The 22,462-nt window shown below is 70.7% G+C and carries 19 protein-coding genes; 7 read left to right on the top strand and 12 right to left on the bottom strand.

Annotation, left to right across the window (positions count from 1 at the left end):
• Positions 1 to 74: 74 nt before the first annotated feature.
• The 3 genes from FFG40_RS03530 to FFG40_RS03520 are packed head-to-tail and all read left to right on the top strand — an operon-like array spanning position 75 to position 2,588.
• The gene (locus FFG40_RS03530; RefSeq protein ID WP_138802270.1) at positions 75 to 755 is read left to right on the top strand and encodes a DUF4232 domain-containing protein; all 681 of its coding nucleotides are present in this window, start codon (positions 75 to 77) and stop codon (positions 753 to 755) included.
• A gap of 21 nt (positions 756 to 776) precedes the next feature.
• Positions 777 to 1,196 (top strand): GNAT family N-acetyltransferase, encoded by a 420-nt coding sequence (locus FFG40_RS03525; RefSeq protein WP_260678779.1) that lies wholly within the window; start codon positions 777 to 779, stop codon positions 1,194 to 1,196.
• Positions 1,197 to 1,256: 60 nt separating this feature from the next.
• Positions 1,257 to 2,588, top strand: coding sequence for a hypothetical protein (locus FFG40_RS03520; RefSeq protein WP_138802268.1), 1,332 nt, complete (start codon positions 1,257 to 1,259; stop codon positions 2,586 to 2,588).
• Positions 2,589 to 2,598: 10 nt separating this feature from the next.
• Here the strand turns inward: FFG40_RS03520 and FFG40_RS03515 are convergent, their stop codons facing one another.
• From FFG40_RS03515 to FFG40_RS03505, 3 genes are read right to left on the bottom strand one after another with little or no spacing between them, the layout of a single operon-like run.
• A complete protein-coding gene (locus FFG40_RS03515) occupies positions 2,599 to 2,943 on the bottom strand; it encodes a YciI family protein (protein ID WP_138802267.1) in 345 nt (114 codons plus the stop codon).
• A gap of 17 nt (positions 2,944 to 2,960) precedes the next feature.
• Positions 2,961 to 3,899, bottom strand: a complete 939-nt coding sequence (locus FFG40_RS03510; RefSeq protein WP_138802266.1) for a serine hydrolase — start codon at positions 3,897 to 3,899, stop codon at positions 2,961 to 2,963.
• The gene (locus FFG40_RS03505) at positions 3,899 to 5,863 is read right to left on the bottom strand and encodes a M13 family metallopeptidase (protein ID WP_138802265.1); all 1,965 of its coding nucleotides are present in this window, start codon (positions 5,861 to 5,863) and stop codon (positions 3,899 to 3,901) included. The genes FFG40_RS03510 and FFG40_RS03505 overlap by 1 nt, the downstream gene beginning before the upstream one ends.
• 81 nt (positions 5,864 to 5,944) lie before the next feature.
• Between FFG40_RS03505 and FFG40_RS03500 the strand changes: the two genes are divergently transcribed.
• The 3 genes from FFG40_RS03500 (at position 5,945) to FFG40_RS03490 (ending at position 9,999) form a co-directional block, all read left to right on the top strand.
• On the top strand, positions 5,945 to 7,282 hold the full coding sequence (locus tag FFG40_RS03500; RefSeq protein WP_071248865.1) for a uracil-xanthine permease family protein: 1,338 nt from the start codon (positions 5,945 to 5,947) through the stop codon (positions 7,280 to 7,282).
• A 183-nt stretch (positions 7,283 to 7,465) separates the two neighbouring features.
• A complete protein-coding gene (locus FFG40_RS03495) occupies positions 7,466 to 8,776 on the top strand; it encodes an MATE family efflux transporter (RefSeq protein ID WP_138802264.1) in 1,311 nt (436 codons plus the stop codon).
• A 35-nt stretch (positions 8,777 to 8,811) separates the two neighbouring features.
• Positions 8,812 to 9,999, top strand: coding sequence for a lipopolysaccharide biosynthesis protein (locus FFG40_RS03490; protein WP_138802263.1), 1,188 nt, complete (start codon positions 8,812 to 8,814; stop codon positions 9,997 to 9,999).
• Positions 10,000 to 10,415: 416 nt separating this feature from the next.
• Here the strand turns inward: FFG40_RS03490 and FFG40_RS03485 are convergent, their stop codons facing one another.
• From FFG40_RS03485 to FFG40_RS03470, 4 genes are all read right to left on the bottom strand, one after another.
• Positions 10,416 to 10,976, bottom strand: a complete 561-nt coding sequence (locus FFG40_RS03485; RefSeq protein ID WP_138802262.1) for a hypothetical protein — start codon at positions 10,974 to 10,976, stop codon at positions 10,416 to 10,418.
• A 338-nt stretch (positions 10,977 to 11,314) separates the two neighbouring features.
• Complete coding sequence (locus tag FFG40_RS03480; protein WP_138802261.1) at positions 11,315 to 11,878, bottom strand: DUF4276 family protein; 564 nt, start codon at positions 11,876 to 11,878, stop codon at positions 11,315 to 11,317.
• Between the two features lie 2 nt (positions 11,879 to 11,880).
• Positions 11,881 to 13,050 (bottom strand): AAA family ATPase, encoded by a 1,170-nt coding sequence (locus FFG40_RS03475; RefSeq protein ID WP_138802260.1) that lies wholly within the window; start codon positions 13,048 to 13,050, stop codon positions 11,881 to 11,883.
• A 265-nt stretch (positions 13,051 to 13,315) separates the two neighbouring features.
• Positions 13,316 to 14,449, bottom strand: a complete 1,134-nt coding sequence (locus FFG40_RS03470) for a substrate-binding domain-containing protein (RefSeq protein ID WP_138802259.1) — start codon at positions 14,447 to 14,449, stop codon at positions 13,316 to 13,318.
• A 115-nt stretch (positions 14,450 to 14,564) separates the two neighbouring features.
• On the opposite strand from FFG40_RS03470, the gene FFG40_RS03465 reads away from it, so the two are divergent.
• The gene (locus FFG40_RS03465) at positions 14,565 to 15,863 is read left to right on the top strand and encodes an MFS transporter (RefSeq protein WP_138802258.1); all 1,299 of its coding nucleotides are present in this window, start codon (positions 14,565 to 14,567) and stop codon (positions 15,861 to 15,863) included.
• Between the two features lie 12 nt (positions 15,864 to 15,875).
• On the opposite strand, the gene FFG40_RS03460 is transcribed toward FFG40_RS03465, so the two are convergent.
• From FFG40_RS03460 to FFG40_RS03440, 5 genes are all read right to left on the bottom strand, one after another.
• Complete coding sequence (locus FFG40_RS03460) at positions 15,876 to 17,399, bottom strand: helix-turn-helix domain-containing protein (RefSeq protein ID WP_138802257.1); 1,524 nt, start codon at positions 17,397 to 17,399, stop codon at positions 15,876 to 15,878.
• Positions 17,396 to 18,490: a DUF917 domain-containing protein gene (locus FFG40_RS03455; RefSeq protein ID WP_138802256.1), complete on the bottom strand. Its 1,095-nt coding sequence runs from the start codon at positions 18,488 to 18,490 to the stop codon at positions 17,396 to 17,398. Before FFG40_RS03455 ends, FFG40_RS03460 begins: the two co-directional genes overlap by 4 nt.
• A gap of 98 nt (positions 18,491 to 18,588) precedes the next feature.
• Positions 18,589 to 19,713 carry a DUF917 domain-containing protein gene (locus FFG40_RS03450; protein WP_138802255.1) on the bottom strand — a complete coding sequence of 375 codons (1,125 nt, stop codon included), beginning with the start codon at positions 19,711 to 19,713 and terminating at the stop codon, positions 18,589 to 18,591.
• Positions 19,710 to 20,909, bottom strand: coding sequence for a DUF917 domain-containing protein (locus FFG40_RS03445; protein ID WP_260678778.1), 1,200 nt, complete (start codon positions 20,907 to 20,909; stop codon positions 19,710 to 19,712). The genes FFG40_RS03450 and FFG40_RS03445 overlap by 4 nt, the downstream gene beginning before the upstream one ends.
• On the bottom strand, positions 20,906 to 22,462 hold the full coding sequence (locus FFG40_RS03440) for a hydantoinase/oxoprolinase N-terminal domain-containing protein (RefSeq protein WP_138802254.1): 1,557 nt from the start codon (positions 22,460 to 22,462) through the stop codon (positions 20,906 to 20,908). The genes FFG40_RS03445 and FFG40_RS03440 overlap by 4 nt, the downstream gene beginning before the upstream one ends.

Genomic DNA, 22,462 nt, shown 5'->3' with positions numbered 1-22,462 from the left:
TTGCCTCGGAGTGTGCCCGTGATCCCTGGACGCCGACCGAACCGGATGCGGCGTTCGGTGGTTGCCTGTGCACCATGCAACGCAGCAGCCGATCGAAGTTCCTGCTCGTCGTGACCGGGCTCGTCGCCGTCGGGACCCTGGCGGGGTGCGCCTCGGACGGGCAGCCCGCCGCCACCGAGACCGTCACCGCGCCCGCGCCGTCGCCGTCCGCGTCGGCATCTGCGCCGCAGTCGTCCGAGGAGTCCGCCTCGGCAGCACCGTCCACCGGGTCCGGCTCGTCCGCCGGATCCGGTGCCACCGGCGAGGCTTCCGGCGACCGGTGCGCGGTGCCGTCGCTGGCCGGTCGCATCGAGGCCGGCAGCGGTGGTGCCGCCGGCAGCGTCATCGTGCACCTGGTGCTCGAGAACACCGGGTCGACGACCTGCACCGTGCAGGGGTGGCCCGGCGTCTCGTTCGTCGGGGGTGGCACCGGCAAGCAGATCGGAGCGGCGGCGATCGCGGAGAAGAGTTCCCCGCACCCGACCGTCACACTCGCTCCCGGCAAGACCGCCGTCGCACCGCTCAAGATCGTTCGAGCCGAGAACTACTCGGCGGGCGACTGCTCGCCCGAGACCCCGGACGGCTTCCGCGTGTACCCGCCCGGGTCGAAGCAGTCCCTGTTCGTGAAGGACACCGACTTCCAGGCGTGTGCGTCGGCCGATGCCTCACTGCTGGCCGTGCAGGCGTTCGTGCCGGAGGGGCAGGCGACCTCGTAGCGGTCGGGCACGATGGGCACCGTGACCACCACGAACAGCGACGAACGACCCGGCACCGATGAGCTGGTGGCGCTGTACGACGCCGTCGGGTGGACCGCGTACACGCAGGACCCCGCAGCCCTGACCGCGGCGATCGCCGGCTCCCACACCGTGCTGACGGCCCGCGACGACGACGGGCGCCTGCTCGGTCTGGTCCGCACGGTCTCCGACGGGGTGACGATCGTGTACGTGCAGGACGTCCTGGTCCTGCCGTCCGCGCACCGGTGCGGTATCGGCGGCGCACTGCTCGACGCCGTCCTGCAGCGGTACGCCGGCGTTCGCCAGACGGTCCTGCTCACCGACGACGAGCCGGGGCAGCGGGCGTTCTACGAGTCGCGTGGCTTCGTCGAGGCCCACGACATGGAACCGCAGCCGCTGCGCTCCTTCGTGCTCCTGCGCTGAGCACGGATGGGTCTCGCGACCGATTCCGTGCGGCGTGATGCCGTTCCTAGACTCGGACGCATGGGGGCTCGCGCACGGACACGTTCAGCGGCAGCCGTCGCGACCGCGCTCGGCGTCGTGCTCGCCCTCGCCGCGTGCACGTCGCCACCACCGCCGGCTGGGTCGGAATCGGCGCTCGCGAAGCTCATCACCCGGATCGAACGACTGCCCGGGGTCGACACGGCCGACGGCGAGGTCCGTCCGGTCGACGCGAAGGACGATCGGAACCACTGGATCGCGTCGCTCGAGGTCACGACCGACACCACCGACCTCGCCGTCGCCGAACGGATCCGCCACACGGCAGCGCGGGGTGTCACCGGGACGACGCTGACGGTGAGCGTGGACGTGCCGCGCGGCCGGGCCTCGGCTCCGGTCATCATCGACCCGATGGACGCCGACGTCGTCGAGCTGGCCGGTCGGTTGCGTGCGGAGCCCTTCGTGCGTCGGCTGTGGCTGACGCCGTCCGATGCAACGATCCGGCTCGTGCAGGGCATCAGCTTCAGCGACGCCGTCGAGCAGGCCCGGCCGATCCTCGATGATCACCCGGCCTCCCTGCTCCGTGGTGACGTGTCCGTGGGCATCACGGCGACACAGCCCGGCCGAGCACTCCTGCGCACGATCGACGGGTTCGTCGGCGACGGTCACCACGACGTCGAGCAGTTGTACTACTCACCGGGCACGACCTACGCCGACGCGGCCCAGGCCCCGGCCGACACAGCGCAGGCCCCCACCGGCACGGCTGCCGAGGCCGAACGCCCGTACCTGTCGATCTCCGGCGAACGACTCGGCGCCGTCGCCGACGTCCTCGTCCGGACGAAGGACGAAGCCGCCGATGCACACCGCGCTCCGCGCACCGCGTTCTCCGTCGGCCTCGACGGGACGAGCGGCTGGCTCGGACTCCCCCTCGACGCCGAGAAGCCGCAGGACGCCACTGCCCCGGGCACCCCGACGTCGGGCCCGTCGCCGACCCCGTGGGTGCCCGCCGACGTCAGCGACCGGGCCGCGACGCTCCGAGCGTTCCTCGAGCGCTCCGCCGACGCCGCCGGGGTCCCGGCAACCGTGACCACGGGTACCGAACAGTGCGCCCCGACCGGGTCCAGCTGGTCGCCCGACGCGACCGGCACCCGCGCGACGGCGTCCAGCGTCGTGCCGGTGTTCCAGATCGTCGACGACGCGCAGGAGCCGTTCGACGCCGTGACCGCGCTGTGGACGTCGGAGGGCTTCAGGGTCAGCGGCCGGGCGATGGGGCGGGACTACTGGTCGTCGTCGACCGGGGCGGACCCCGCCACGGCGAGCATCCGGGGCACCGTCGACGGGCTGAGCCTGAGCGCCGAGTCGGTCTGCGTCCCCTGACCGAACGCGTTCAGGACTCGGGGTCGTCCATGATCTCGCGCACCTCTTGCGCACAGCGGCAGGCCTCGGCGATGCGGGCGGCCCAGGCCAGTGCATCTGCCCGGCTCTCGACATCGATCACCGAGAAACCCCCGATGAAGGTGTCCTTACCGGGGCGTGTGGCGGGATCGTGGACGGTGCCGTCGGTCTCGACGACCGCGCCGGCCGACGCTTCCATCATCCCGCCGCCGAACACCCACACACCGGCGGACTTCGCCTGTCGGACGACGGCGTGCGACGCCTCGGAGACGGCCGGCAGGTCGGCCATGGGGAACACCATCGTGCCCTCGTCGAAGGAGATCAGGTACCGGGTCATGCCCAGCATCATGCTCCTCAGCGACGAGCCGGGGCGTGCACGGCCTCGAGCACCTCGGTGCCCATGGTCCGCAGCGCCTCGACGACGGCCAACCGCCGCTGCAACGAGGCGTCGTCGAAGGTCACCGTCACGGCGTAGCTGACCGACGACCCGGGCCCCCGCAGGATCCCCGCCTCGGCCCGCACGCCGGTGCTCGACCCGGTGACCGCGACGACCTGCAGCCCGTGGTCGAGCGCACGGTGCGCCAGGGGGTCGAGCCCGAAGGACCCGGCGACCAGGTTCAGGTCACTCGCCAGGGACAGCCAGCCGAGCACCCGGTTCGACACCGCCTCGTCGACGACCTCGCCGAGCGCCAGTCCGCGCATCACCCACGACAGCTCCCCGGTCGGTGCGACGGAGGCGTCGGGGGCGTCGTCCGGGCCGCGGCGGTCCCGCACGCGGTCGATCAACGCCGTGCGCTCGATGCCCAGGGACTCCGCGCGCTCCCGGACGGCGTCGATGCCCACGGTCGACAGCAGTGCGTTCATGGCCCAGGCGTCGGCGGTGGCCCCCACCAGGGTCGCCAGGTCGGGCACCTGCATGGTCGGCTCCTGCAGGAACTGCCACAGGCCGGCGCCGGTCGCGGTGTCGCGGGCCATGCGCTGCAGTCGGTCACCGTGCAGGCGGCCGTCCTCGAGCTGGGCGGCGACCTCGATGAGCAGCAGGACGCGGCCCAGGCTCGCGACCGGCTGCACCAGGGTGTCGTCGATCGCGAGCAGGGCCTTGCCGCTGGAGGTGTCGATCACCGAGGCGCTGACCCCGGCGCCCTCGAGCGCGAGGGCGCCGAGGGCCTCGGTGGTGGCGGTGAAGCGGTCGTCGGGCCGGCCGCTGTGCCGCCCACGACCGCGGCCGCCACCTGCTGGGCGGTCGTCCGGTCGCCGGCGGCGCGACGACCGGGCCGCGTCCGGCTCCGTCATCACCAGATCGCGACGCGCTCGGCGGGGTCGAGGTACATCGCGTCCTGCTCGGTCACGCCGAAGGTGTCGTACCAGACGTCGATGTTCCGCACGACCTGGTTGCAGCGGAACTCGTTGGGCGAGTGCGGGTCGATGCTCAGCAGACGAGCCGCCTCTTCCGGGCGGATCGCCATGCGCCAGGCCTGTGCCCAGCTCAGGAAGAAGCGCTCGGCACCGGTGAGGCCGTCGACGACCGGGGGCTCCTGGCCGTCGAGCGACAGCAGGTACGCCTTCCACGCGATCGACAGGCCACCGAGGTCGCCGATGTTCTCGCCGATCGTCAGGGCACCGTTCACGTGGCTGTCGGGTACCTCGGTCGGCACCAGGGCGTCGTACTGGGCGATGAGGGCCTTCGTGCGCTCCTCGAACGCCGCCCGGTCGGCCTCGGTCCACCAGTTCTCGAGCTTGCCGTCGCCGTCGTACTGCGACCCCTGGTCGTCGAAGCCGTGGCCGATCTCGTGCCCGATGACGGCACCGATCGCGCCGTAGTTGGCGGCGGCGTCGCGGTTCGCGTCGAAGAACGGGAACTGCAGGATCGCGGCCGGGAACACGATCTCGTTGAACCCGGGGTTGTAGTACGCGTTGATCGTCTGCGGCGTCATGAACCACTCGTCGCGGTCGATCGGCTTGCCGATCTTGCCGAGCTCGCGGTCGACCTGGAACGAGGCGACGGCGCGGACGTTCGCGACCAGGTCGTCGGACAGGACGGGCAGCGCCGAGTAGTCGCGCCACTTCACCGGGTAGCCGATCTTCGGCGTGAACTTGTCGAGCTTGTCGAGCGCACGGGCACGGGTCTCGTCGGTCATCCAGTCGAGCGCGGTGATGCTCTGTCGGTACGCCTCGACCAGGTTGGCGACGAGGTCGTCCATCTTGGCCTTCGAGGTCTCGTCGAAGTGCTCCTGCACGTAGATGCGGCCGACGGCCTCGCCCATCGCGCCCTCGACCAGCGAGACGCCACGCTTCCAGCGCTCGCGCTGCTTGGGCGCACCGGTCAGTGCGGTGCCGTAGAACGAGAAGTTCGTGGCCGAGAACGCGCTCGTCAGGTACGCGGCGGAGCCACGGATGACCTGCCAGCGCAGCCAGTCCTTCCAGACCTCGAGCGGCTGGTCGTTCAGCAGGTCGGCCAGGCCGGTGATGAACGAGGGCTCGCGCACCACGACGGTCTCGAACGCGCCGGCCGGGGCGTCGATGGCCTGCCACCAGGTCTGCAGGTCGACGCCCTTCGCGAGCGCGGCGACCTCGGCCCAGGGCAGCTTGTTGTAGGTCTTCTGGCTGTCGCGGGTCGTGACGTTGTCCCAGTGCTGGGCGGCGAGCGCCGTCTCGAGCGCGATGACGTGCTCGGTTCGGGCGCCGCCGTCGTCGAGGCCGGCGAGCGGGAACATCGCCGCGACGAACTCGCGGTACTTCTCGCGGATGTCGGCGAAGCGCTCTTCGCGGTAGTACGACTCGTCGGGCAGCCCGAGGCCGGACTGCTCCAGGAACACGACGTAGGACTCGGGGTCGCCCGGGTCGTTGTCGACGAAGAGCTGCAGGAAGCTCGGCAGGCCGATGCGCTCGAAGCGGCCGACGGCGGCGATGACCTCGGGCACGGACTGGATCTCGGTGATCTCGGCGAGCAGGTGCTCGATCGGTGCGGTGCCGAGCTCCTCGAGCCGCGCTTCGTCGGTGAAGGAGGTGAAGAGGTCACCGACCTTGCGCTCCTCGGTGCCGGGGGCGGCCTGCTGCGAGCGCTCGATGATGTCGCGCACGGCGATCTCGGCGGCTTCGGCCAGCACCGTGAAGGAGCCGTACCGGGCTTTGTCGTCGGGGATCGGCGTCGCCTCGATCCAGGTCCCGTTCACGTGGCGGTACAGGTCGTCCTGGGGGCGCACCGCGGGGTCGAGTTCGTCAGTGTGGATGCCGGAGGCACGTGCGACGTCGGTCATGCGGTCCACGATAGCCACCGACCCCATGGGGCAGGTCGATCCGGGTCGTCACCGGTGCATCGCTGCCGGTACGGTCATCGCATGGGACTTCCGTGGAAGCTGCACGGAGACGGCAAGACCGTCTCCGCGACGACGATCGTGGCACCCGACGAACGGCTCACCTGGCCCCGGACGATCGGCCTCGGCGTGCAGCACGTCGTCGCGATGTTCGGCGCCACGTTCCTGGTGCCGCTGCTGACCGGGTTCCCGCCGTCGACGACGCTGCTGTTCAGCGGCATCGGCACGATCCTGTTCCTGCTCATCACGGGCAACCGCCTGCCGAGCTACCTCGGCTCGTCGTTCGCGTTCATCGCCCCGATCGGTGCGGCGACCAAGATCGGCGGCATCCCGCTCGCCCTGTCCGGCATCATCGTCGTCGGTGCGCTGCTCGCGATCGTCGGGCTCGTCGTGCACCTGGCCGGCGCCGGGTGGATCGACCGGCTGATGCCCCCGGTGGTCTCCGGCGCGATCGTCGCACTGATCGGCTTCAACCTGGCTCCGGCGGCCCGCGACAACTTCACGGCGGCCCCGGTCATCGCGCTCATCACCCTGGCGGCGATCATCCTGGTCACCGTCCTGTTCAAGGGCCTGATCGGCCGGCTGTCGATCGTCATCGGTGTGCTCGTCGGCTACGTCGCGGCGCTCATCGGCGGCCAGGTCGACTTCTCGAAGGTCGACGCAGCACCGTGGATCGGTCTGCCGGAGTTCACCGCTCCCGCGTTCGACCCCTCGCAGCTCGCGATCTACCTGGCGTTCGTGCCGGTCGTCCTGGCGCTGGTCGCCGAGAACGTCGGCCACGTCAAGGGCGTCGGGCAGCTGACCGGCCGTGACCTCACGCCGCTCACCGGTCGGGCGCTCTTCGCCGACGGCATCTCGACCGTGCTGGCCGGCGTCGGCGGCGGCTCCGCCACCACCACCTACGGCGAGAACATCGGTGTCATGGCCGCCACCCGCGTCTTCTCCACCGCCGCCTACTGGGTCGCCGCCATCGCGGCCGTCCTGCTCGGCCTGTCGCCGAAGATCGGCGCCGTCATCTCCTCGGTGCCGGCCGGCGTGCTCGGCGGCGCCACCACCGCGCTCTACGGCCTGATCGGCGTCATCGGCATCCGGATCTGGGTCGAGAACCGAGTCGACTTCTCGAAGCCGAAGAACCAGCTGACGGCCGGAATCGCCCTGATCATCGGCATCGCCGACTTCACGTTCCGCTTCGGCCAGGCGAGCTTCGGCGGCATCATCGTCGGCACGATCGCCGCGATCGTCGTCTACCACGTGATGGACGTCATCGGCCGGGCCCGCGGCACCGACGAGCCGTCGACCGAGGTCGCCGACCCCGCACACGCCGCCACCGGCGCCGTCCCCGCGGAACCGCGCGCCGACTGACGCGAGTGGTCGGCCGGAACGCGCGTCCGGCCTGACGACGTGGGACCACCGGACTGGAGGCCCGTGGCGGACACGGCCACGGGCCTCCAGTCCGTCACGGGGTCGCGTCCACCCCGCCCGGCGACGACGACGGGTCGGCATCGCCGACAGAATGGGTCGGTGCACCGACCGACGCGACCCGCTGTGACCGCTGAGCGGCGCGCGGTCGACCGCGACATCGTGCGGCTGGCGGTGCCCGCGCTCGGAGCGCTCGTGGTCGAGCCGCTGTTCCTGCTGACCGACACCGCGCTCGTCGGGCACCTCGGGGCGACGCCGCTGGCGGCCGTCGGACTCGCGAGTGCCGTGCTGTCGACGGTGACCGGGCTGCTGGTGTTCCTGGCGTACTCGACGACCCCGGCCGTGGCACGGGCACTCGGTGGTGGCGACCGTCGCGGAGCCGTGCACGCGGGCATCGACGGGATGTGGCTCGCGCTCGTGCTGGGGGTGGTGCTGGCGCTGGTCGGGTGGCCGCTCGCCGGGCCGCTCGTCGACCTGTTCGGCGCCTCGGCCGAGGTGTCGGCCGCCGCGACCGCGTACCTGACCATCTCCCTGATCGGGCTGCCGGGCATCCTGGTCGTGACCGCCTCGACCGGGCTGCTGCGTGGGCTGCAGGACACGAAGACCCCGCTCGTCGTCGCGACCATCGGGTTCGTCGCGAACGGGCTGCTCAACGCCGTCCTGATCTACGGCGCCGGCTGGGGCGTCGAGGGATCCGCCGCCGGCACCGTCATCGTGCAGTGGGCGATGGCCGTCGTCTACGTGCGCATCGCGGTGCGCGCCGCTCGGTCATCCGGGGCGCCGCTGCGACCCGGCGCCTCCGGCGTCGCCCGGGCCCTGCGGTCGGGGGCGTGGCTGTTCCTGCGGACTGCGTCGCTGCGGATCGCGATGCTCGCGACCGTCGGGGCCGCTGCCGGGCTGGGGACCACCGGGTTGGCGACGACGCAGGTCGGGCTGACCGTCTTCTCGACGCTGGCGTTCGCGCTCGACGCCCTGGCGATCGCCGGGCAGGCGCTCGTCGGACACGGACTCGGCGGACGTGACCCGGAGCGGGTGCGACTGGTGACGCGACGGCTCGTGCTGCTCGGGATCGCCGGCGGTGTGCTGCTCGGGGTGCTGACCCTGGCCGTGAGCGGGGTGCTCGGGCCGGTGTTCTCGGACTCGCAGGCGGTGCGGGACGCCCTGCCCGTCGTGCTGGTGCTCATCGCCGTCGGGATGCCCGTCGCGGGGTACGTCTTCGTGCTCGACGGGGTGCTGATCGGCGCCGGTGATGCGCGGTACCTGGCCATCGCCGGAGGCCTGAACCTCGTCGTGTACCTGCCGCTGCTCTGGTGGGCCGGTGGGACGCTCGCAGGGCTGTGGGCGGCCTTCGCCCTCGGGTACGTCGGGGTCCGGGCGGTGACGCTCGGGGTGCGGGCGCACCGGCGCGGCTGGGTGGAACAGGCGTTGGCGCGGTGAGCGGGCCTGCTGCTTCTGCGGCACCGTCGTCCTCGGTGGCTTCGTCGGCCGTGCTCGCCACGGTCGGCATCGGGGTGCAGGGCATCGCGAAGCTGCTCGTGACCGTCGTCGTCGGGCGGGTGTTCGGCACCGAGACCCTCGGGCAGACCACGGCGCTGCTGTCGCTCTCGGTCTTCGTCGCCCTGCTCTGGCCGAACGCCGCGGGCAACACCGCGTCGCGGTTCCTGGCCATCGCACTGCGGGGTCGTCGGTCCGACGCCGCGGTGAACCGGCTGCTCGGGGCGTCGATGCTGGTGTCGAGCGTGGTGCTCGCGGCGGTCACCGTGCCGATCGCGCTGGCCTGGGGCAACGGCCCCGGGATGGTGCTCGGTGGTGCCGCGGTCGTCGTCGGCTACGGCCTCTACTGCTACGCCCGCGGCGCGCAGCTCGGCTACGACCGGGCACCCCGGGTCGCACTCTGGGACTCCGTGACGAGCGTGTTGGCGCTCGGGTTGCTCGTGGTGGCGTGTGTCGCGCGGCTCGAGCCCTTCGTGCTGCTGCCCCTGGCCATCGGGTACACGGTGTTCGCGATCGCGTGCTGGCCGCGGGGCAACGGCTTCTCGCCGGCTTCGCGCGAACCCGCCGCCGGGGTCCTCGGGTTCGCGGCGTGGAACGTGCTGGCGGTGGTGACCTCGAACGGGTTGCTGCAGTTGACGATGATCTCGGCGCAGGTGACGTCGTCGGCGCACGACGCCGGTGTCTACGCGGCTGCCTTCACCCTGGCAACGCCGGCATCGATGCTCGGGCAGGCGTTGGGGCAGGTGCTCGTGCCGGCGTTCGCGCACCGGACCGATGGTGGATCGTTGCGCTCCCGCGGGGCCCTGCTGCTCGTCGTCGGGTTCGCTGCGGCATCCGCCGTCGTGTTCGGCCTGGTCGCCCTGCTCGCCGGGTGGTTCCTGCCGATCGTCTACCCCGCCGAGGGCGCCGCTGCCGTCGCCGACCTGCGGTACCTGATGGTCGCGGTGTGGGTGTTCACCGTCGGGCTCGTGCCCGCCGCGTTGCTGCTCGCCGCAGGACGCTCGCGCCAGGTCGCCCTTGCCTCGGTCGCCGGGTTCGTCGTCGGGGCTGGTCTCATGGCGGTGCTCGGACCCGTCGCAGGTGTCGCGGGTGGCACCACGGGGTTCTTGGTGGGGAGTGCCGTGAACCTCGTCGCGGTGGTGGGGCTCGGGGTGCGGCGGCGCTGACCGACAGCTGAAGTGCTCACGCTCAAAGCGGCAGCCCTTCTAAGCTCGTACGGTCGGAGGCGGTCCCCTCCTCCGCATGAAGGTACTAAGCCTCATAGAGGCACGTTGCGCAAAGACGCTGGCAGCGAAGGCGAGCATGATCCGTCAGAGGACAAAAGCGGCGCGCATGACCCAGTTATCCCCGCCGTGTAGCGCCACACGAACACCGCACAGTCGCGCTACCTGCTCTCTTTCACGCCGGTAAGGCCGGCATATGTTGAGTCGGCGGAACTGCAAAATCGACGGGCCAGCGAAACACTGTCGCACCTTCCCCCTAGAAACGGATTGCCCATGGAGCACTCAACACCCCGAGCACCACGGGGTCGCCAATCCACGAACTGCGACCCCGGACCCTCCATCGATTCGACGCCTAAGCTCTAGTCACCCCAGGCGTCCGCTACATCTTGCGCATCGTCCGCCTTCCGAGCGGCGTCGACCTTCCGCGCGGCCAAGCCCACCGCCCTGACTGCGTCGGCGACGGCGGTTAGTTTGTCGCTGTGGTCCTCCGTCTGCGCGAGCCTGTCAGATGGGAACGGCCGGGCACGGAAACCTGCATCAAGCAAAGGCGCTTGGAGCCTGCTCTTCTCCGGATACCCGAATAGCCCCTCCATCGCTGTCGTGACTGCGTAGTTGCTAGCTCCGTAGCTCTGGGCGTAGCTTCCGCGCCACGGAGTCCCTGCCGTCTGTCGCACTTCCTCCGCGACCTCCTCTGCAACCGCGGCCAACGCAGCTCGCAAGTCCTTCATGCCTACCGGACCCAGCGCACGGACTTGATCGGGATTCGTTTCGACCGCTTCTCGTGCGAGCGCTTCGACCCGCGACGGCAAGGCTCGGGTGACAGCGTCGACCAGATTGCGACCAGCAGCCTGCTCCGCCTCCTGTGCGCTGTCGTACTCGCGTTGTGCAACATCTAGAGCTTGGCGTGTTTCCTCAGTCATGCGTCAAGTCTAGAAAACACGATCGGCAGGCGCCAGCCTGAGGATCATGTCGTAGCCCGGCCTGGTCCAACGGCGGCTTGTGCGAGACCCGAGCCGCAAGAACAAATAGAGTCAGCTCATAAGATGGGGCCCCGGACAGACGCGCCAAATTTCGCCGACTGGCGGCCTCGACAGGTGCACGAGATGTCCACCTCGGCAGCATAAGCCATGACACGCGCGAGACCGCTCATCGCCCCTACAGAAATCCGTCTGCTACGGACGCAACGGCCGACTACTTTCCTGCCCGGCCGTCACCGCACTTTTACTTTGGTCTCACCGCACACCATTCATTGAGCTGTTCAAGTCGGGTCGACTAAAGTCTTTCTCGTTGATTCGAACCGCGCGACTAGCCGCGCAAACGATTGACTTCTAGAAGCAGCCAAGGCGAAGTCGATCCGCGACGCCAGCTTTGCCTGATCGACACTCTTTGTATACCGCTGCGACGCCTTTATCTGCGCCAACCCGTTAGCGCCCGGTGTGTACGTCATCCCCGCATCGAGTGTTGTTTCAGCAGAGGCATAGATCCAATCTTCGAAATTACGCTCCGCCAACGCGAGCAACACGGGCAGACGACCTGCCGCACGAGGGAGCAAGTCCTCGGCCCTCTCCTTGATGCATTCCTTATCAGAGTCGGCGACGATCACTACTACTTGCGCACCTTCACGCGCCGACGCAATACGCACGAAGCCTTCTATCCCGCCTGGCTTCGTTAGGTTACTCAGCCCATTAGCGGCAATTGGGGCCCCCAGCATGTTCGGACGAAAATCACTAACTTCGTGAAGATAGCGCTGAAGAAGAACACGAACGGCTCCGTGATCCCCTGGCCCCTCCACTATGAGCTGAACCGCCCCCTTGCGTGCCAAGGTTACTGGTCCTCGGGGTCGAGAGCATGCGAACGCATAAGCTCACCGACAGTTAGAAGCTGTTCGCGCACAACCTCCCGCGTCTCCATGGAGACTGCGGCAATTCGCGAACGGTCGCCATCAGTCCACACAACCCTGACTGCATCCACATCGATTTGGTCCACAATATCCGATGAGTGGGTCGTAATCACCATCTGAGTCTCGGCCGACTCTGATTTGAGAATGTCCACCAGCGCGCGCAACGCTCCAAGGTGAATCGCGATCTCCGGCTCTTCAAACACAATCATCGAAGGCCTTACCGGCTGGAACAGCGCCACGAGAATGCTGAACGCGCGCAGGGTCCCGTCAGACATCTGTCGCGCACTGAACTCGCGCACTCCGTTCGGCGTTTGCTGACCGAAGGTAAGCGTTTGCTGACCCGCGAGTGACGAAACTTCAACCTTCGTAATGCCTGGCACTATCGCATTCATGTACTCCAGAACTTTGCGACGACGGTCAGCGTTGAACGAGTCGTATACCGAGACTACGTTCGACCCGTCCGGCTCGAACGATCCCAACGAGGTAGGCTCCTGGAAGTCACGAAGGACCTGCGGATTGATTTCCACTGTTTGGAGGCGAGACAGCGCCTGATAGACCAAGAAGCCGGCGAACGATTGCGCCCCGGTTACAGCACTGTGCCCCGGAGCAACCGCGGTAGTAAATTTCTCCTGCGACCTCGCATCAATCTCATTTGAGGTTACTGTTCTACCGTCGCTCTTAAAGTAATATCGCTCGCCACGGTTGTAGACAGCTGCAGACTCACTCTTCACTCGGTAAGTTCCACCAGCAACGGATGAAAATGCTATCTCATAATAGGATTCGGTTTCACTTGCGTCATTAAGCCGGAACGCGATTCGTAGAGACGGATTATTCGGTCGCCCGTTACTGCGATGCCGTAATTGGTCGAACCCTCCGCGACGAGCGACGGCAACAGGCAGTCCGTGAGAGCCTATTTCACGTAGAAGCTTGATCGCACTAACGAAATTCGATTTGCCGCTAGCATTGGGCCCCACAAGGGCAATGAGGTCGGAGAACTCTACTGTTGCCGACTTGTAAGACAAAAAGTTCTTGAGCGTCAAAGAGACAAAATGAGGCTCCGAAAAGAATGTCGACTGCGCCTCTGGTTCGCCCATAGCTGCACTCTAGTGGGTTTCGAACGGAGAGGGACCGCTGACGTGACGCCTCCGGCGAACGCCTCGGCATCAGCCCGCCGACTGCTAGCACAGACTGGACGCGCTTCGAGGTCGTGAACTCGCTTGGTGCGTTGAGGTATCCCCAGCGCGACAGTGATTCTCCCTCTTGAGCGCGTTGTTCTGAGGTTGACCTTGGGCGCTCAACCACTGGAGTGTTCGCGGGTCTTGCCCCCCTTGCCACACCCTCACCGAGCCGATGCCTGCGTCAGCGGGTGCCAGGCGACGGCGGCGGCCCCGTCGTGTCCCCCACCCGCAACTCCGACGTGAAGGACGCCGGCTGCGGTTCCGCCCCCTCGAGCATGGCCAGGGCGGCACGTGCGGCGGCCTGGCCCTTCTGCACGAACGGCTGCACAAGGGTGGTCAGGTGTCGGATCGGGGTGCGGTGGAGCAGGCTGTCGTCCACCGTGATGCCGTCGAAGCCGACGACGCTGACGTCCTCGGGCACGCGGAGTCCGGCATCGAGTGCGGCCGAGATGACCCCGACGGCGATCAGGTCACTCTGCGCGATGACGGCGGTGGGGCGGGGGCCGTCCGGCGCGAAGAGCTCGGTGCCTGCGAGACGTCCCTCTTCCACCGAGCTGCCGGCGGTCTCGATGGCGACGGCGTCCGGGTAGACCTGGCGCACACCACGCAGGCGTTCGAGCGTGGTGAAGGCGATGCCCTCGTCCTGACGGGCTGCGTCGATCGGGCCACGGCGGCGTGCGGCGTCGAGGGGCAGGGTCACGACGGTCACGTCCCGGTGGCCGAGCCCCTGCAGGTACTCCGCAGCACGGCGCGAGGCATCGCGGTTGTCGAGCTGGACGGGGACAGCACCCTCGATCTCGTCCGCCTCGATCGCGACGACGGGGATCTGCCGACGGCGCAGCACCGCGACGGCCGGGTCGATCCGGACGTTGCACCCGACGAGCACGACGGCGTCCATCGGCGCATCCACCAGCGGGCCGGCACCCTGCTCGTCGTCGAGCGGACTCCGGACGAGCAGCAGCGAGGCACCGGCAGCACCGGCGACCTCGGCGATGCCGTCGAGCGTCAGGACGTTCACCGGGTCACGGAAGGCATCGCTCAGGCGCTCGTCCATCACGACGCCGATGACGCCGGAACGACCGCGGCGCAGGGAACGAGCACGGGGGTCGGGGCCGCCGTAACCGAGGTCGGCGGCGGCGGCGAGCACGCGGGCCTTGGCGTCCTCGGACACCGGGCCGAGACCGCTGAAGGCGAGCGAGGCCGTCGACGGCGCGACACCGGCAGCACGGGCGACCGCTGCCAGCGTCGGGCGCGACGAACGGGCGACGCCGCCGCGGGAAGGCGACGCGCCGGGTCCTGTTGCCGGTTCGTCCATCGCCCGTTAGCGTAGCCGGAACAAGCAGTCGAATCGATTCGACAGCCGCAAGACCAGCACCGACACGCACCAGAACGCGCACCACCGAGCGCGCCGCAGCACGATGGGAACCACCATGACGACGCCGTCCACCCGCACCGTCCCGACCACCGAGGCCTGGATCATCGCGGTGTTCGTGGTGTTCACCCTGTCCGGGCTCGACATCGCGACGTGGCTGGGGCGGATCCCGAGTGTCCGCGACTCCCTGGGGGCGAGCACGTTCGAGATGGGCCTGCTCGTCCTCGGCATGGCCGTGGGTTCCATCGGCGGTCTGACCTTCGCCGGCCACATCGTCGCGAAGCTCGGTGCCCGTCGGGGCGTGCAGGTGGCTGCGGCGTGCCTGGCGGTCGGGATGATCTTCGCCGGGGTCGCGGTCACGCTCGGGTGGGGCTTCGCCGCCATCTGGATCGCGCTCATCGCGTTCGGGTTCGGCAACGGCCTGTGCGACGTGTCGATGAACGTCTCCGGCGCCGCCGCCGAGAAGGCCGGCGGCCGCACGATCATGCCGCTGTTCCACGCCGCGTTCAGCCTCGGCACGCTCGCCGGTGCAGGCCTCGGTGCGCTGGCCGAGCGGTTCGAGATCCCGGTCTCGTGGCACTTCATCGTGCTCGTCGTCATCACGAGCGCCGCCATGCTCGTCGCCGTCACGAAGTTCCAGGACGAGCACCGGTTCGAGCAGCCGGTGTCGACCGACACCAGCCCGGTCGCGACCCCGCTCACCCGCTGGCAGGTCTGGGCACAGCCCTCGACGCTGCTCATCGGCGTGATCGTGCTCGGCATGGCGCTGGCCGAAGGGTCCGCGAACGACTGGCTGCCCCTCGCGATGATCGACGGCCACGGGCTCGACAACGCCGGCGGTGCCGCCGTGCTGACGGTGTTCCTGGCCGCGATGACCGCCGGTCGCGTCGCCGGCAGCCCGCTGATCGACAAGTTCGGCCGCGTGCCGATCCTGCGCATCAGCGCCGCCGTCGCGGTGGTCGGCCTGGGCATGCTGATCTTCATCGACAACGTGCCGCTCGCGATCGTCGGGGTCGTGCTCTGGGGCCTCGGTGCCAGCCTCGGCTTCCCGATGGGCATGTCCGCCGCGGCCGACGACCCCCGCACCGCGGCCGCCAAGGTCAGCGCGGTCGCGACGATCGGCTACGTGGCGTTCCTGGCCGGGCCGCCGCTGATCGGGTTCCTCGGCGAGGAGATCGGCCTGCTCGGCGCGCTGCTGATCGTCTTCGTGTTCATCATCGCGGCCGGCCTGGCCTCGGGTGCGGCGCGCGAGACCGGCGCCGCCGCCCGGCCCGCCCGCGGGACCGACAAGAGCACCACCGAGCACGAGCACGACACCGCGACCAGCGAGACCGAGCGAGCCAGCGACCGCAGCTGACGCAGCGAGCCCTCAGCCGCCGTCGCCCGCCCGCGCCCGCGTCGCCAGGTGCAGGGCGAGCCGGGTCTCCGGGTCGGACAGGTCGACCCCGAGCAGCCGCTCCACCCGCGCGACGCGGTCGGACACGGTGTTCCGGTGCACCCCGAGCACCGCGGCGGTCTCGGCGATCGACGACTCCGCGTCCAGGTAGGCGGCGAGCGTCGTCAGGAGCGCGCCGCCACCGCGCTCGAGCGGTGCGAGCAACTGCCGCGAGGCCGGCAGGAACGTGTCCGTCTGCGTCCACGCGAGCAGCAGCTGCGCGAGCCCGAGCCGGTCGACGTGCACGAAGTGCCCCGACTCCGGACGGCTCGCGGCCAGGCGGGCGGCGTCGCCGGCCTCGCCGAGCGTCCGGACCAGCCCGGCAGGGCCCGCCTGCAGACTGCCGACGCCCACGTTGGTCTCCACGGTGGTGCGGAGTGTGTTCTGTGCGCGCCGCAGCCGACCCGCGATGTCGGCCACTGCCTCCCGGCCGGGTTCGTCGGGTTCCGACAGCCACAGCACCCAGCCGTCCGCCTGTTCGACGACGACCGCGTCGAGTCCCTCGGCCCGCACCGCGGCGTCGACCTGCTGGCGGAGCGCGACCAGGTCGACGCCCTGCCGCGCGACCACGCGTGCGCCGACGTGCCAGGCGTCCAGCCGCCACCCGGCGGCGATGGTCCGCTGCACGAGCTGCGGGGCGGGCGCCCCGTCCGCCGCGCGGAGTTCGTCGAGCATCGCCATCCGGTAGCGGGCGTCGCGCTCGTCGTCGAGCCGGGTGAGCAGCAGCCGGTGCCCGACGGCGACGGCGGCCACCCGGAGTGCACTCGCGACCACCTGCTGTTCGGCGGCGATCGGGACGGGCAGGCCGACGGCCAGCCAGGCGCGCGGTCCGATGCCGGTGCCGACCGGGATCGCCACGAGCGTCTCGTCGACGCCCTCGGCGGTCAGCACGTCGCTGGTGCCGGCGCGGCGGACGAGCGCGGCGCGGGCCGCGTCGTCGACGGCGGCTCCGCGGAGTGCCAGGCCCGAGGCGTCGAGGAACCGCACCGGGTGGCCGAGCGAGCGGTCGAGCCGGGTGAACAGGTCGTCGAGTTCGGGGCCGGCGTCGAGCGCGACGCGGGAGGCGTCGAGGGCGGCCCGGGCCGCCGGACCCATCCCGGTGCCGATGAGTTCGTGCAGGCGGACCGAGGTCGCCCACGGGTCCGGGGTGGCGAGCACGGCGACGCCGAGCCGGTCGGCGAGCGTCGTGGTGCCGGGGCCGAGTTCCAGTGCCCCGTCGACGACGAGCAGGGTGGTGCCGGCCGCGGACGCCCGGCGCAGCAGCACGTCGAAGCGCGCGTCCGCGCGGTCGACGGGGGTGAGCAGCACGACGACGTCGTCGCCCTGTGACAGGGACCGGCCGACCTGGTCGGGGGTCCCCACGACCCCGCGGACGCTCCGGACCGCGGTGCTGCCCGGGCCGACGAGCAGGCGGGTGCCGGGTGGCAGGAGCGGCAGCAGGTCGCCGACGGCGTTCACGCGAGCACCTGGCCCACGGCCTCGGGCACGACGTCCGCGTCGATGCCGAACGCCCGCGGTCCCATGCGCGCGGTGCGGTCGGGGTCCGCCCACCACCACGGTGCCGACGGCAGCACGAGCACCGCGAGTTCGTTGCCGACCCGCGTCCGGTCGGTCGCCACCGGCGCGAGCGAGCGTGCGTCGACGACGGTGATGACGCTCGGGGTGCTGGCGACCGGCAGGCCGTCGACCAGGCAGTGCACGTACTCGCTGCCCGCCTCGACCCGGGCGACCGCACCGGTGCCGGCGTCGCGGATGGCCAGGCTGCTGCGGACGAACGCGAGCGCGTCCCCCTCGCGCTGGACGTCGATGACCCGGCCCTGCGCGACGACCCGGCCGCCGATGAGCGCGGCGAGTTCCGCCGCGTCGCGTGCGCCGCCCGCTGCGCGTCCGATCCGGAGGGCGCGCTGCACGCTGCCGACGACGGCTCGCTCGCGCAGCAATGCGACCGGGACCGGGCCGATCGCGAAGGCCGCCCAGCCGCCGCTGTACGAGACGGCCTCGCGCCAGACCGTCTCGACGTCGTGGGGGTGCCGGGCGTCGACCACGATCCGCAGACCGCTCGTGGTGGCCGCGGCGGCCGTGACCGTCGTGGTCGGGCCGACGAAGACCGACAGCTGGTCGATGCGCGGGACCGCGCGGCCGACCAGGTCCGCGTCCACGAGCGGCAGTCCGGCGGCGTGTGCGGTGAGGGCTGCGGCCGGTCCGGTCACGCCGCCGATCTGCGCGGCGACGACGGCGTCGGCACGGGTGCCCGTCCAGCGTTCGACCGCCGCGAGCGCGGCCGGCAGCTCCTCGCCGCTCGGCATCTTCTCCTCGAGCACGGTCGTCGACCCGATCAGCCCGACGGCCACCACCGATCCGAGCGTGGGGTCATCGAGGTCGACGACCGGCACACTGCGGTCGCCGAGCGCGAAGCGGAGCGCGCTGACCATGTGGTCGACGCGGCCGCCACCGCCGCAGCCGAGCAGGGCGGTGCCGCGTCCGAAGACGGTCGCGTCGTCGGCCTGGAGGCCCGCCACACCGCCGCCCCGCTGCTCACCCTGGTCCATGGGTCCATTCTGCTGCCGTGGTCGCGTCTCGGGGCCGGAGCCCGGCGCCGGGGGTCGGGTGCACGGGCCGCACGCCGGGGTCGGCGCGCGGCCGTTCGTCAGCCGACCGCCGGGGCGGCCGGGCGGACGTGCTCGTGCAGGTCCTCGACCGGGACGAACGGTTCGTCGAGCCCGAAGCACGACGGCCCGAACACGGCGAGCGCCTCCGGGGTCCGCATCAGGTCGGGCGTCGAGATCCCGATGACCCGGACGCGCTGCCCGAACCGCAGCCGTTCGGTGGTGATCGGCTCGGCGGTCTCGGCGTCGAGGACGCAGATCAGGTCGGGCACGACGGCGACGAGCTGCCCGTCACGCCGGGCGACGAGGTTCTCGTTCTGGAACCGGAGTTCGAGCTCGGAGCCGTCGGTCCCCTGCACGGTGGCACGACCGCGGGCGAACCCGTCGACCGTGCGGCGCTCGACGTCGACGACCTTGCCGTCGAACAGCTCGCGCAGGTGCGTGTAGATCGTCGTGCCGAGGGCCTCGGCGAGCGCGTCGATGGGGTCGCGGTGGGCTTCACGGGCGACTCGGATGGCCCGACCGACGGCGAGTGCCAGGGAGAGCGTGCGCGGGACGGCGGTCTCCCGAACCTGGCGGCCGGACATCGCGTACTCGGCGATGTAGGCGACGCCGCCGAGCCGGATGGTGACCCCGCGGGCGAGCCACTCCATCTTCTTGTTGTCCGTGCCGGTCTCGATGATGACGCCGTGGCCGCTCTCGTCGCTGATCGCCAGTGGACTGCCGGGGACCCCGTACACCGAGAACGTCTCCATCTGCAGCTCGGGGAACGCGCGGCCCATGCCGTCCGCGTCGACCACGGGCAGGCCGCCGATGGCGCCGACGAGCAGCGGGATCATCGAGTTGATGCCGCCGCACTCGATGGGCATCGTCGCGGTCGCCGTCCGGCCCAGGTGGGCCTCGAGCCGTCGGAGGGCGCCGAGGGGTTCCGGTCCGGCGGGGATGCGTTCGAGCACCACGGTCGGTGCGCCCATCTGTGCGGTGGGGATGACGAGGGCGTCGTCGGGCACCTCGGACGGGTCGAGGATCGTGACGGGGCCGTGCTGTTCGATCGCGGCACGGACCAGGAGCATCCCGATGGTGGGGTCGCCTCCGCCGCCGGTGCCGAGCAGCGCGGCGCCGCGGGCCAGGTCGGGCAGGTCGTCGACGTCGAGGATCCAGCTCATCGTTGCACTCCCGTGCTCGTCTCGCCCGCGCTCGTGGTGCCGTCGTGGCGGACCGCGGGGGTGTCGTAGCCGAAGTACCGCGGGCCGGCCAGGCGCAGGCCGTCCGGGGAGTGCCAGCGCTCGTCGGCCGGTGCCGTGACGATCCGGATGCGGGCGCCGAACCGCAGGGCCTCGGTGGTGATCGGCTCGCCGGTCTCGGCGTCCAAGGTGATGATGAGGTCGGGAGCCGTGGTGCGGACCTGGCCGGCCACCTCGACCAGCAGGTGCTCGTTCTGGAACCGGAGCACCGCCTCCAGGCCGGTGTCGCTGCCGGAACCGGCGATGCGGGCCGTGCCACGGGCGAACCCGGTGACGGTCTTGCGCTCGATGTCGGCGACCTTGCCCTCGAACACGACCGTGCCGCCGAGCACCTCGGTGACCGCCGCGACGGGGTCGGCGTTCTCGCTGCGTGCGCGGACCAGCGTCTCGCCGAGCCGGACGCTCAGCGACAGGCTGCCGCGGACGAACGACTCCTTCACCTGCGCGCCGGACATGGCGTACTGCGCCGTGATCGCGGAGCAGCCCATCTCGACCGTCGCCGTGCGGGCGAGCCGCTCTGCCCACCGGTTGTCCACCGTGTCGAAGACCACGGTGTTGCCCTTCTCGTCGGCCAGGGCCATCGGTGTCGCACTGACCCCGGACAGGGTCGGCAGCACCATCTGCACCTCGGGGAAGGCACGGCCCATGCCGTCGCCGTCGACCAGGGGCAGGCCGAGCTCGGCCGCGGCGACGATCGGGGTCGTCGAGTTCACGCCGCCGACCTCGATGCAGGCCAGGTGGGTCGGGGTCACGTTGAGGAACGCCGACAGGCTGCGGATGGCCTCGGCGAACTGGCCGGCGGACGGCAGCTTCTCGACCATCACCGTGGGAGCGCCGATCATCGCGACCGAGAGCACCACGGCGTCGTCGGGCAGGTCCTCGACCTGGACGATCTCGACCGGGCCGTGGGCGCGGACGGCGGCCTCGGCGAGCAGGCGTCCGATGTAGGGGTCACCGCCGCCGCCGGTGCCGAGGATCGCGGCGCCGCGGGCGAGGGCGGAGCAGTCGGCGCCGATGGCGGTGAGGAGGGGTGCTGCGGGCGCGGTTTGCGTGGCTGCGGCGTGCGCGGCTGCCGCTTGTGCGGCTGCGGCGCGGGGCGCGGCGTGCGTGGCGCTCATCGGACCAGCGTCCCGAGTGCCAGGTCGCCGACGGCCTTGGCGCGGATCCGCGTCGCGTTGCCCGGCAGGTACGGGATCGGGACCTCGTCGAAGTCGACGATGTCCACCGAGCCGGGGTCGGCACCGGCCGCGATGGCCCGGTCGACCGCCTCTTGCCGGGCCTCGTCGACCACGGCGGACCGGCGGCCGTCGCTGATCGCGTAGACCTTGTCGACCTCGCCGCTGACCTGCGCGATCGCCGCACCGATGGCGTTGGCGACCGAGTAGTGCTCCGGGCGGTGCACGGTGCCGAGTCCGGGCAGGGTGTCGGGCAGCAGCACCGAGCCGCCGCCGACCGCCACGACGGGCAGCGGGTCGGACGAGGTGCGCATCCGCTCGACGATGTCGGCGACGCGCTCCGCGATGACGTCGAGCGCGCGGGCGGCGACCTCGGCCGGCACCCCGGCGACGAGCGACGGGTCCCCGATCGCACCGCGGCCACCGCGGACGGCCACGTCGGTGGCGGTCAGGGTGGTGCCGCCGAAGACCAGGCCCTCCTCGGTCAGGCGGTACCCGACGGAGTCCGGCCCGACGACGCTGCCGTCCTCGCGGATGCGGGAGCCGCCGCCGATGCCGACGGACAGGACGTCGGGCATCCGGAAGTTCGTGCGGATGCCGGCGACGGCGACCTCGCCCGTGGCCTCACGCGGGAAGCCCGCGGTCAGGACGCCGACGTCGCTCGTCGTGCCGCCGACGTCGACGACCGCACAGGTGTCGAAGCCGGACAGCACCGCTGCGCCGCGCATCGAATTGGTCGGACCTGAGGCGAACGTCGCGACCGGGTAGCGCCGGGCGTACTCGACGTCCATCAGGGTGCCGTCGTTCTGGCTCAGGAACAGCGGTGCGTCGATGCCGCTGCCCGTGACCGACCCGGACAGGCCGTCGACGATGCGGTCGGCGAGCTCACGGAGCGCCGCGTTGATGATCGTCGCGTTCTCGCGCTCGAGCAGGCCGATGCGACCGATCTCGGACGACAGCGAGAACGCCACGTCCGGCCCGAGCTCGGCAGCCATGATCTCCTGCGCGCGCTGCTCGAACTCGTCGTTGATCGGGGAGAACACCGACGAGATCGCGACGGAACGGATGCCCGCGGCCGCGATGGCACCGGCGTGCCGCTTGAGTTCCTCGGGGTCGAGCTCCGAGATGACGCGGCCGTCGAACTCGTGGCCGCCGTGGGCCAGGAACGGCTGCGCGTGCACGGCCGACACCAGGTGCCCGGGCCAGTCCGTGAACGGGGGCAGTGACGCCGTCGCAGGCAGGCCCAGACGGACCGCGGCGGTCGGGGCGAGGCCGCGTGCCTCGACCAGGGCGTTGATGAAGTGGGTGGTGCCGATCATCACGCCGTCGACGTCCGTGGGGCCGAAGGCGTGCTGCTCGCGCAGGCCGTCGAGCGCGGCGACGATGCCCGAGGTGACGTCGGGGGTGGTGGACCGCTTGACCGCCGCACGGACGGTGCTGCCGTCCATCAGGACGGCGTCCGTGTTGGTGCCGCCGACGTCGATGCCGATGCGCAT

The organism is Curtobacterium sp. KBS0715 (genome assembly GCF_005938005.2).
In the GTDB taxonomy this organism is placed as follows: Bacteria; Actinomycetota; Actinomycetes; order Actinomycetales; family Microbacteriaceae; genus Curtobacterium; species Curtobacterium flaccumfaciens.
The sequence above is the reverse complement of the archived record's forward strand: the minus strand, read 5'-3'. Positions and strand labels throughout refer to the sequence as shown.

Coding starts and splice junctions, on each gene's coding strand:
- FFG40_RS03530 (WP_138802270.1), top strand. CDS start 75: ATGCAACGCAGCAGCCGATCGAAGTTCCTGCTCGTCGTGACCGGGCTC.
- FFG40_RS03520 (WP_138802268.1), top strand. CDS start 1,257: ATGGGGGCTCGCGCACGGACACGTTCAGCGGCAGCCGTCGCGACCGCG.
- FFG40_RS03515 (WP_138802267.1), bottom strand. CDS start 2,943: ATGACCCGGTACCTGATCTCCTTCGACGAGGGCACGATGGTGTTCCCC.
- FFG40_RS03510 (WP_138802266.1), bottom strand. CDS start 3,899: ATGACGGAGCCGGACGCGGCCCGGTCGTCGCGCCGCCGGCGACCGGAC.
- FFG40_RS03505 (WP_138802265.1), bottom strand. CDS start 5,863: ATGACCGACGTCGCACGTGCCTCCGGCATCCACACTGACGAACTCGAC.
- FFG40_RS03500 (WP_071248865.1), top strand. CDS start 5,945: ATGGGACTTCCGTGGAAGCTGCACGGAGACGGCAAGACCGTCTCCGCG.
- FFG40_RS03485 (WP_138802262.1), bottom strand. CDS start 10,976: ATGACTGAGGAAACACGCCAAGCTCTAGATGTTGCACAACGCGAGTAC.
- FFG40_RS03475 (WP_138802260.1), bottom strand. CDS start 13,050: ATGGGCGAACCAGAGGCGCAGTCGACATTCTTTTCGGAGCCTCATTTT.
- FFG40_RS03470 (WP_138802259.1), bottom strand. CDS start 14,449: ATGGACGAACCGGCAACAGGACCCGGCGCGTCGCCTTCCCGCGGCGGC.
- FFG40_RS03465 (WP_138802258.1), top strand. CDS start 14,565: ATGACGACGCCGTCCACCCGCACCGTCCCGACCACCGAGGCCTGGATC.
- FFG40_RS03455 (WP_138802256.1), bottom strand. CDS start 18,490: ATGGACCAGGGTGAGCAGCGGGGCGGCGGTGTGGCGGGCCTCCAGGCC.
- FFG40_RS03450 (WP_138802255.1), bottom strand. CDS start 19,713: ATGAGCTGGATCCTCGACGTCGACGACCTGCCCGACCTGGCCCGCGGC.
- FFG40_RS03445 (WP_260678778.1), bottom strand. CDS start 20,909: ATGAGCGCCACGCACGCCGCGCCCCGCGCCGCAGCCGCACAAGCGGCA.
- FFG40_RS03440 (WP_138802254.1), bottom strand. CDS start 22,462: ATGCGCATCGGCATCGACGTCGGCGGCACCAACACGGACGCCGTCCTG.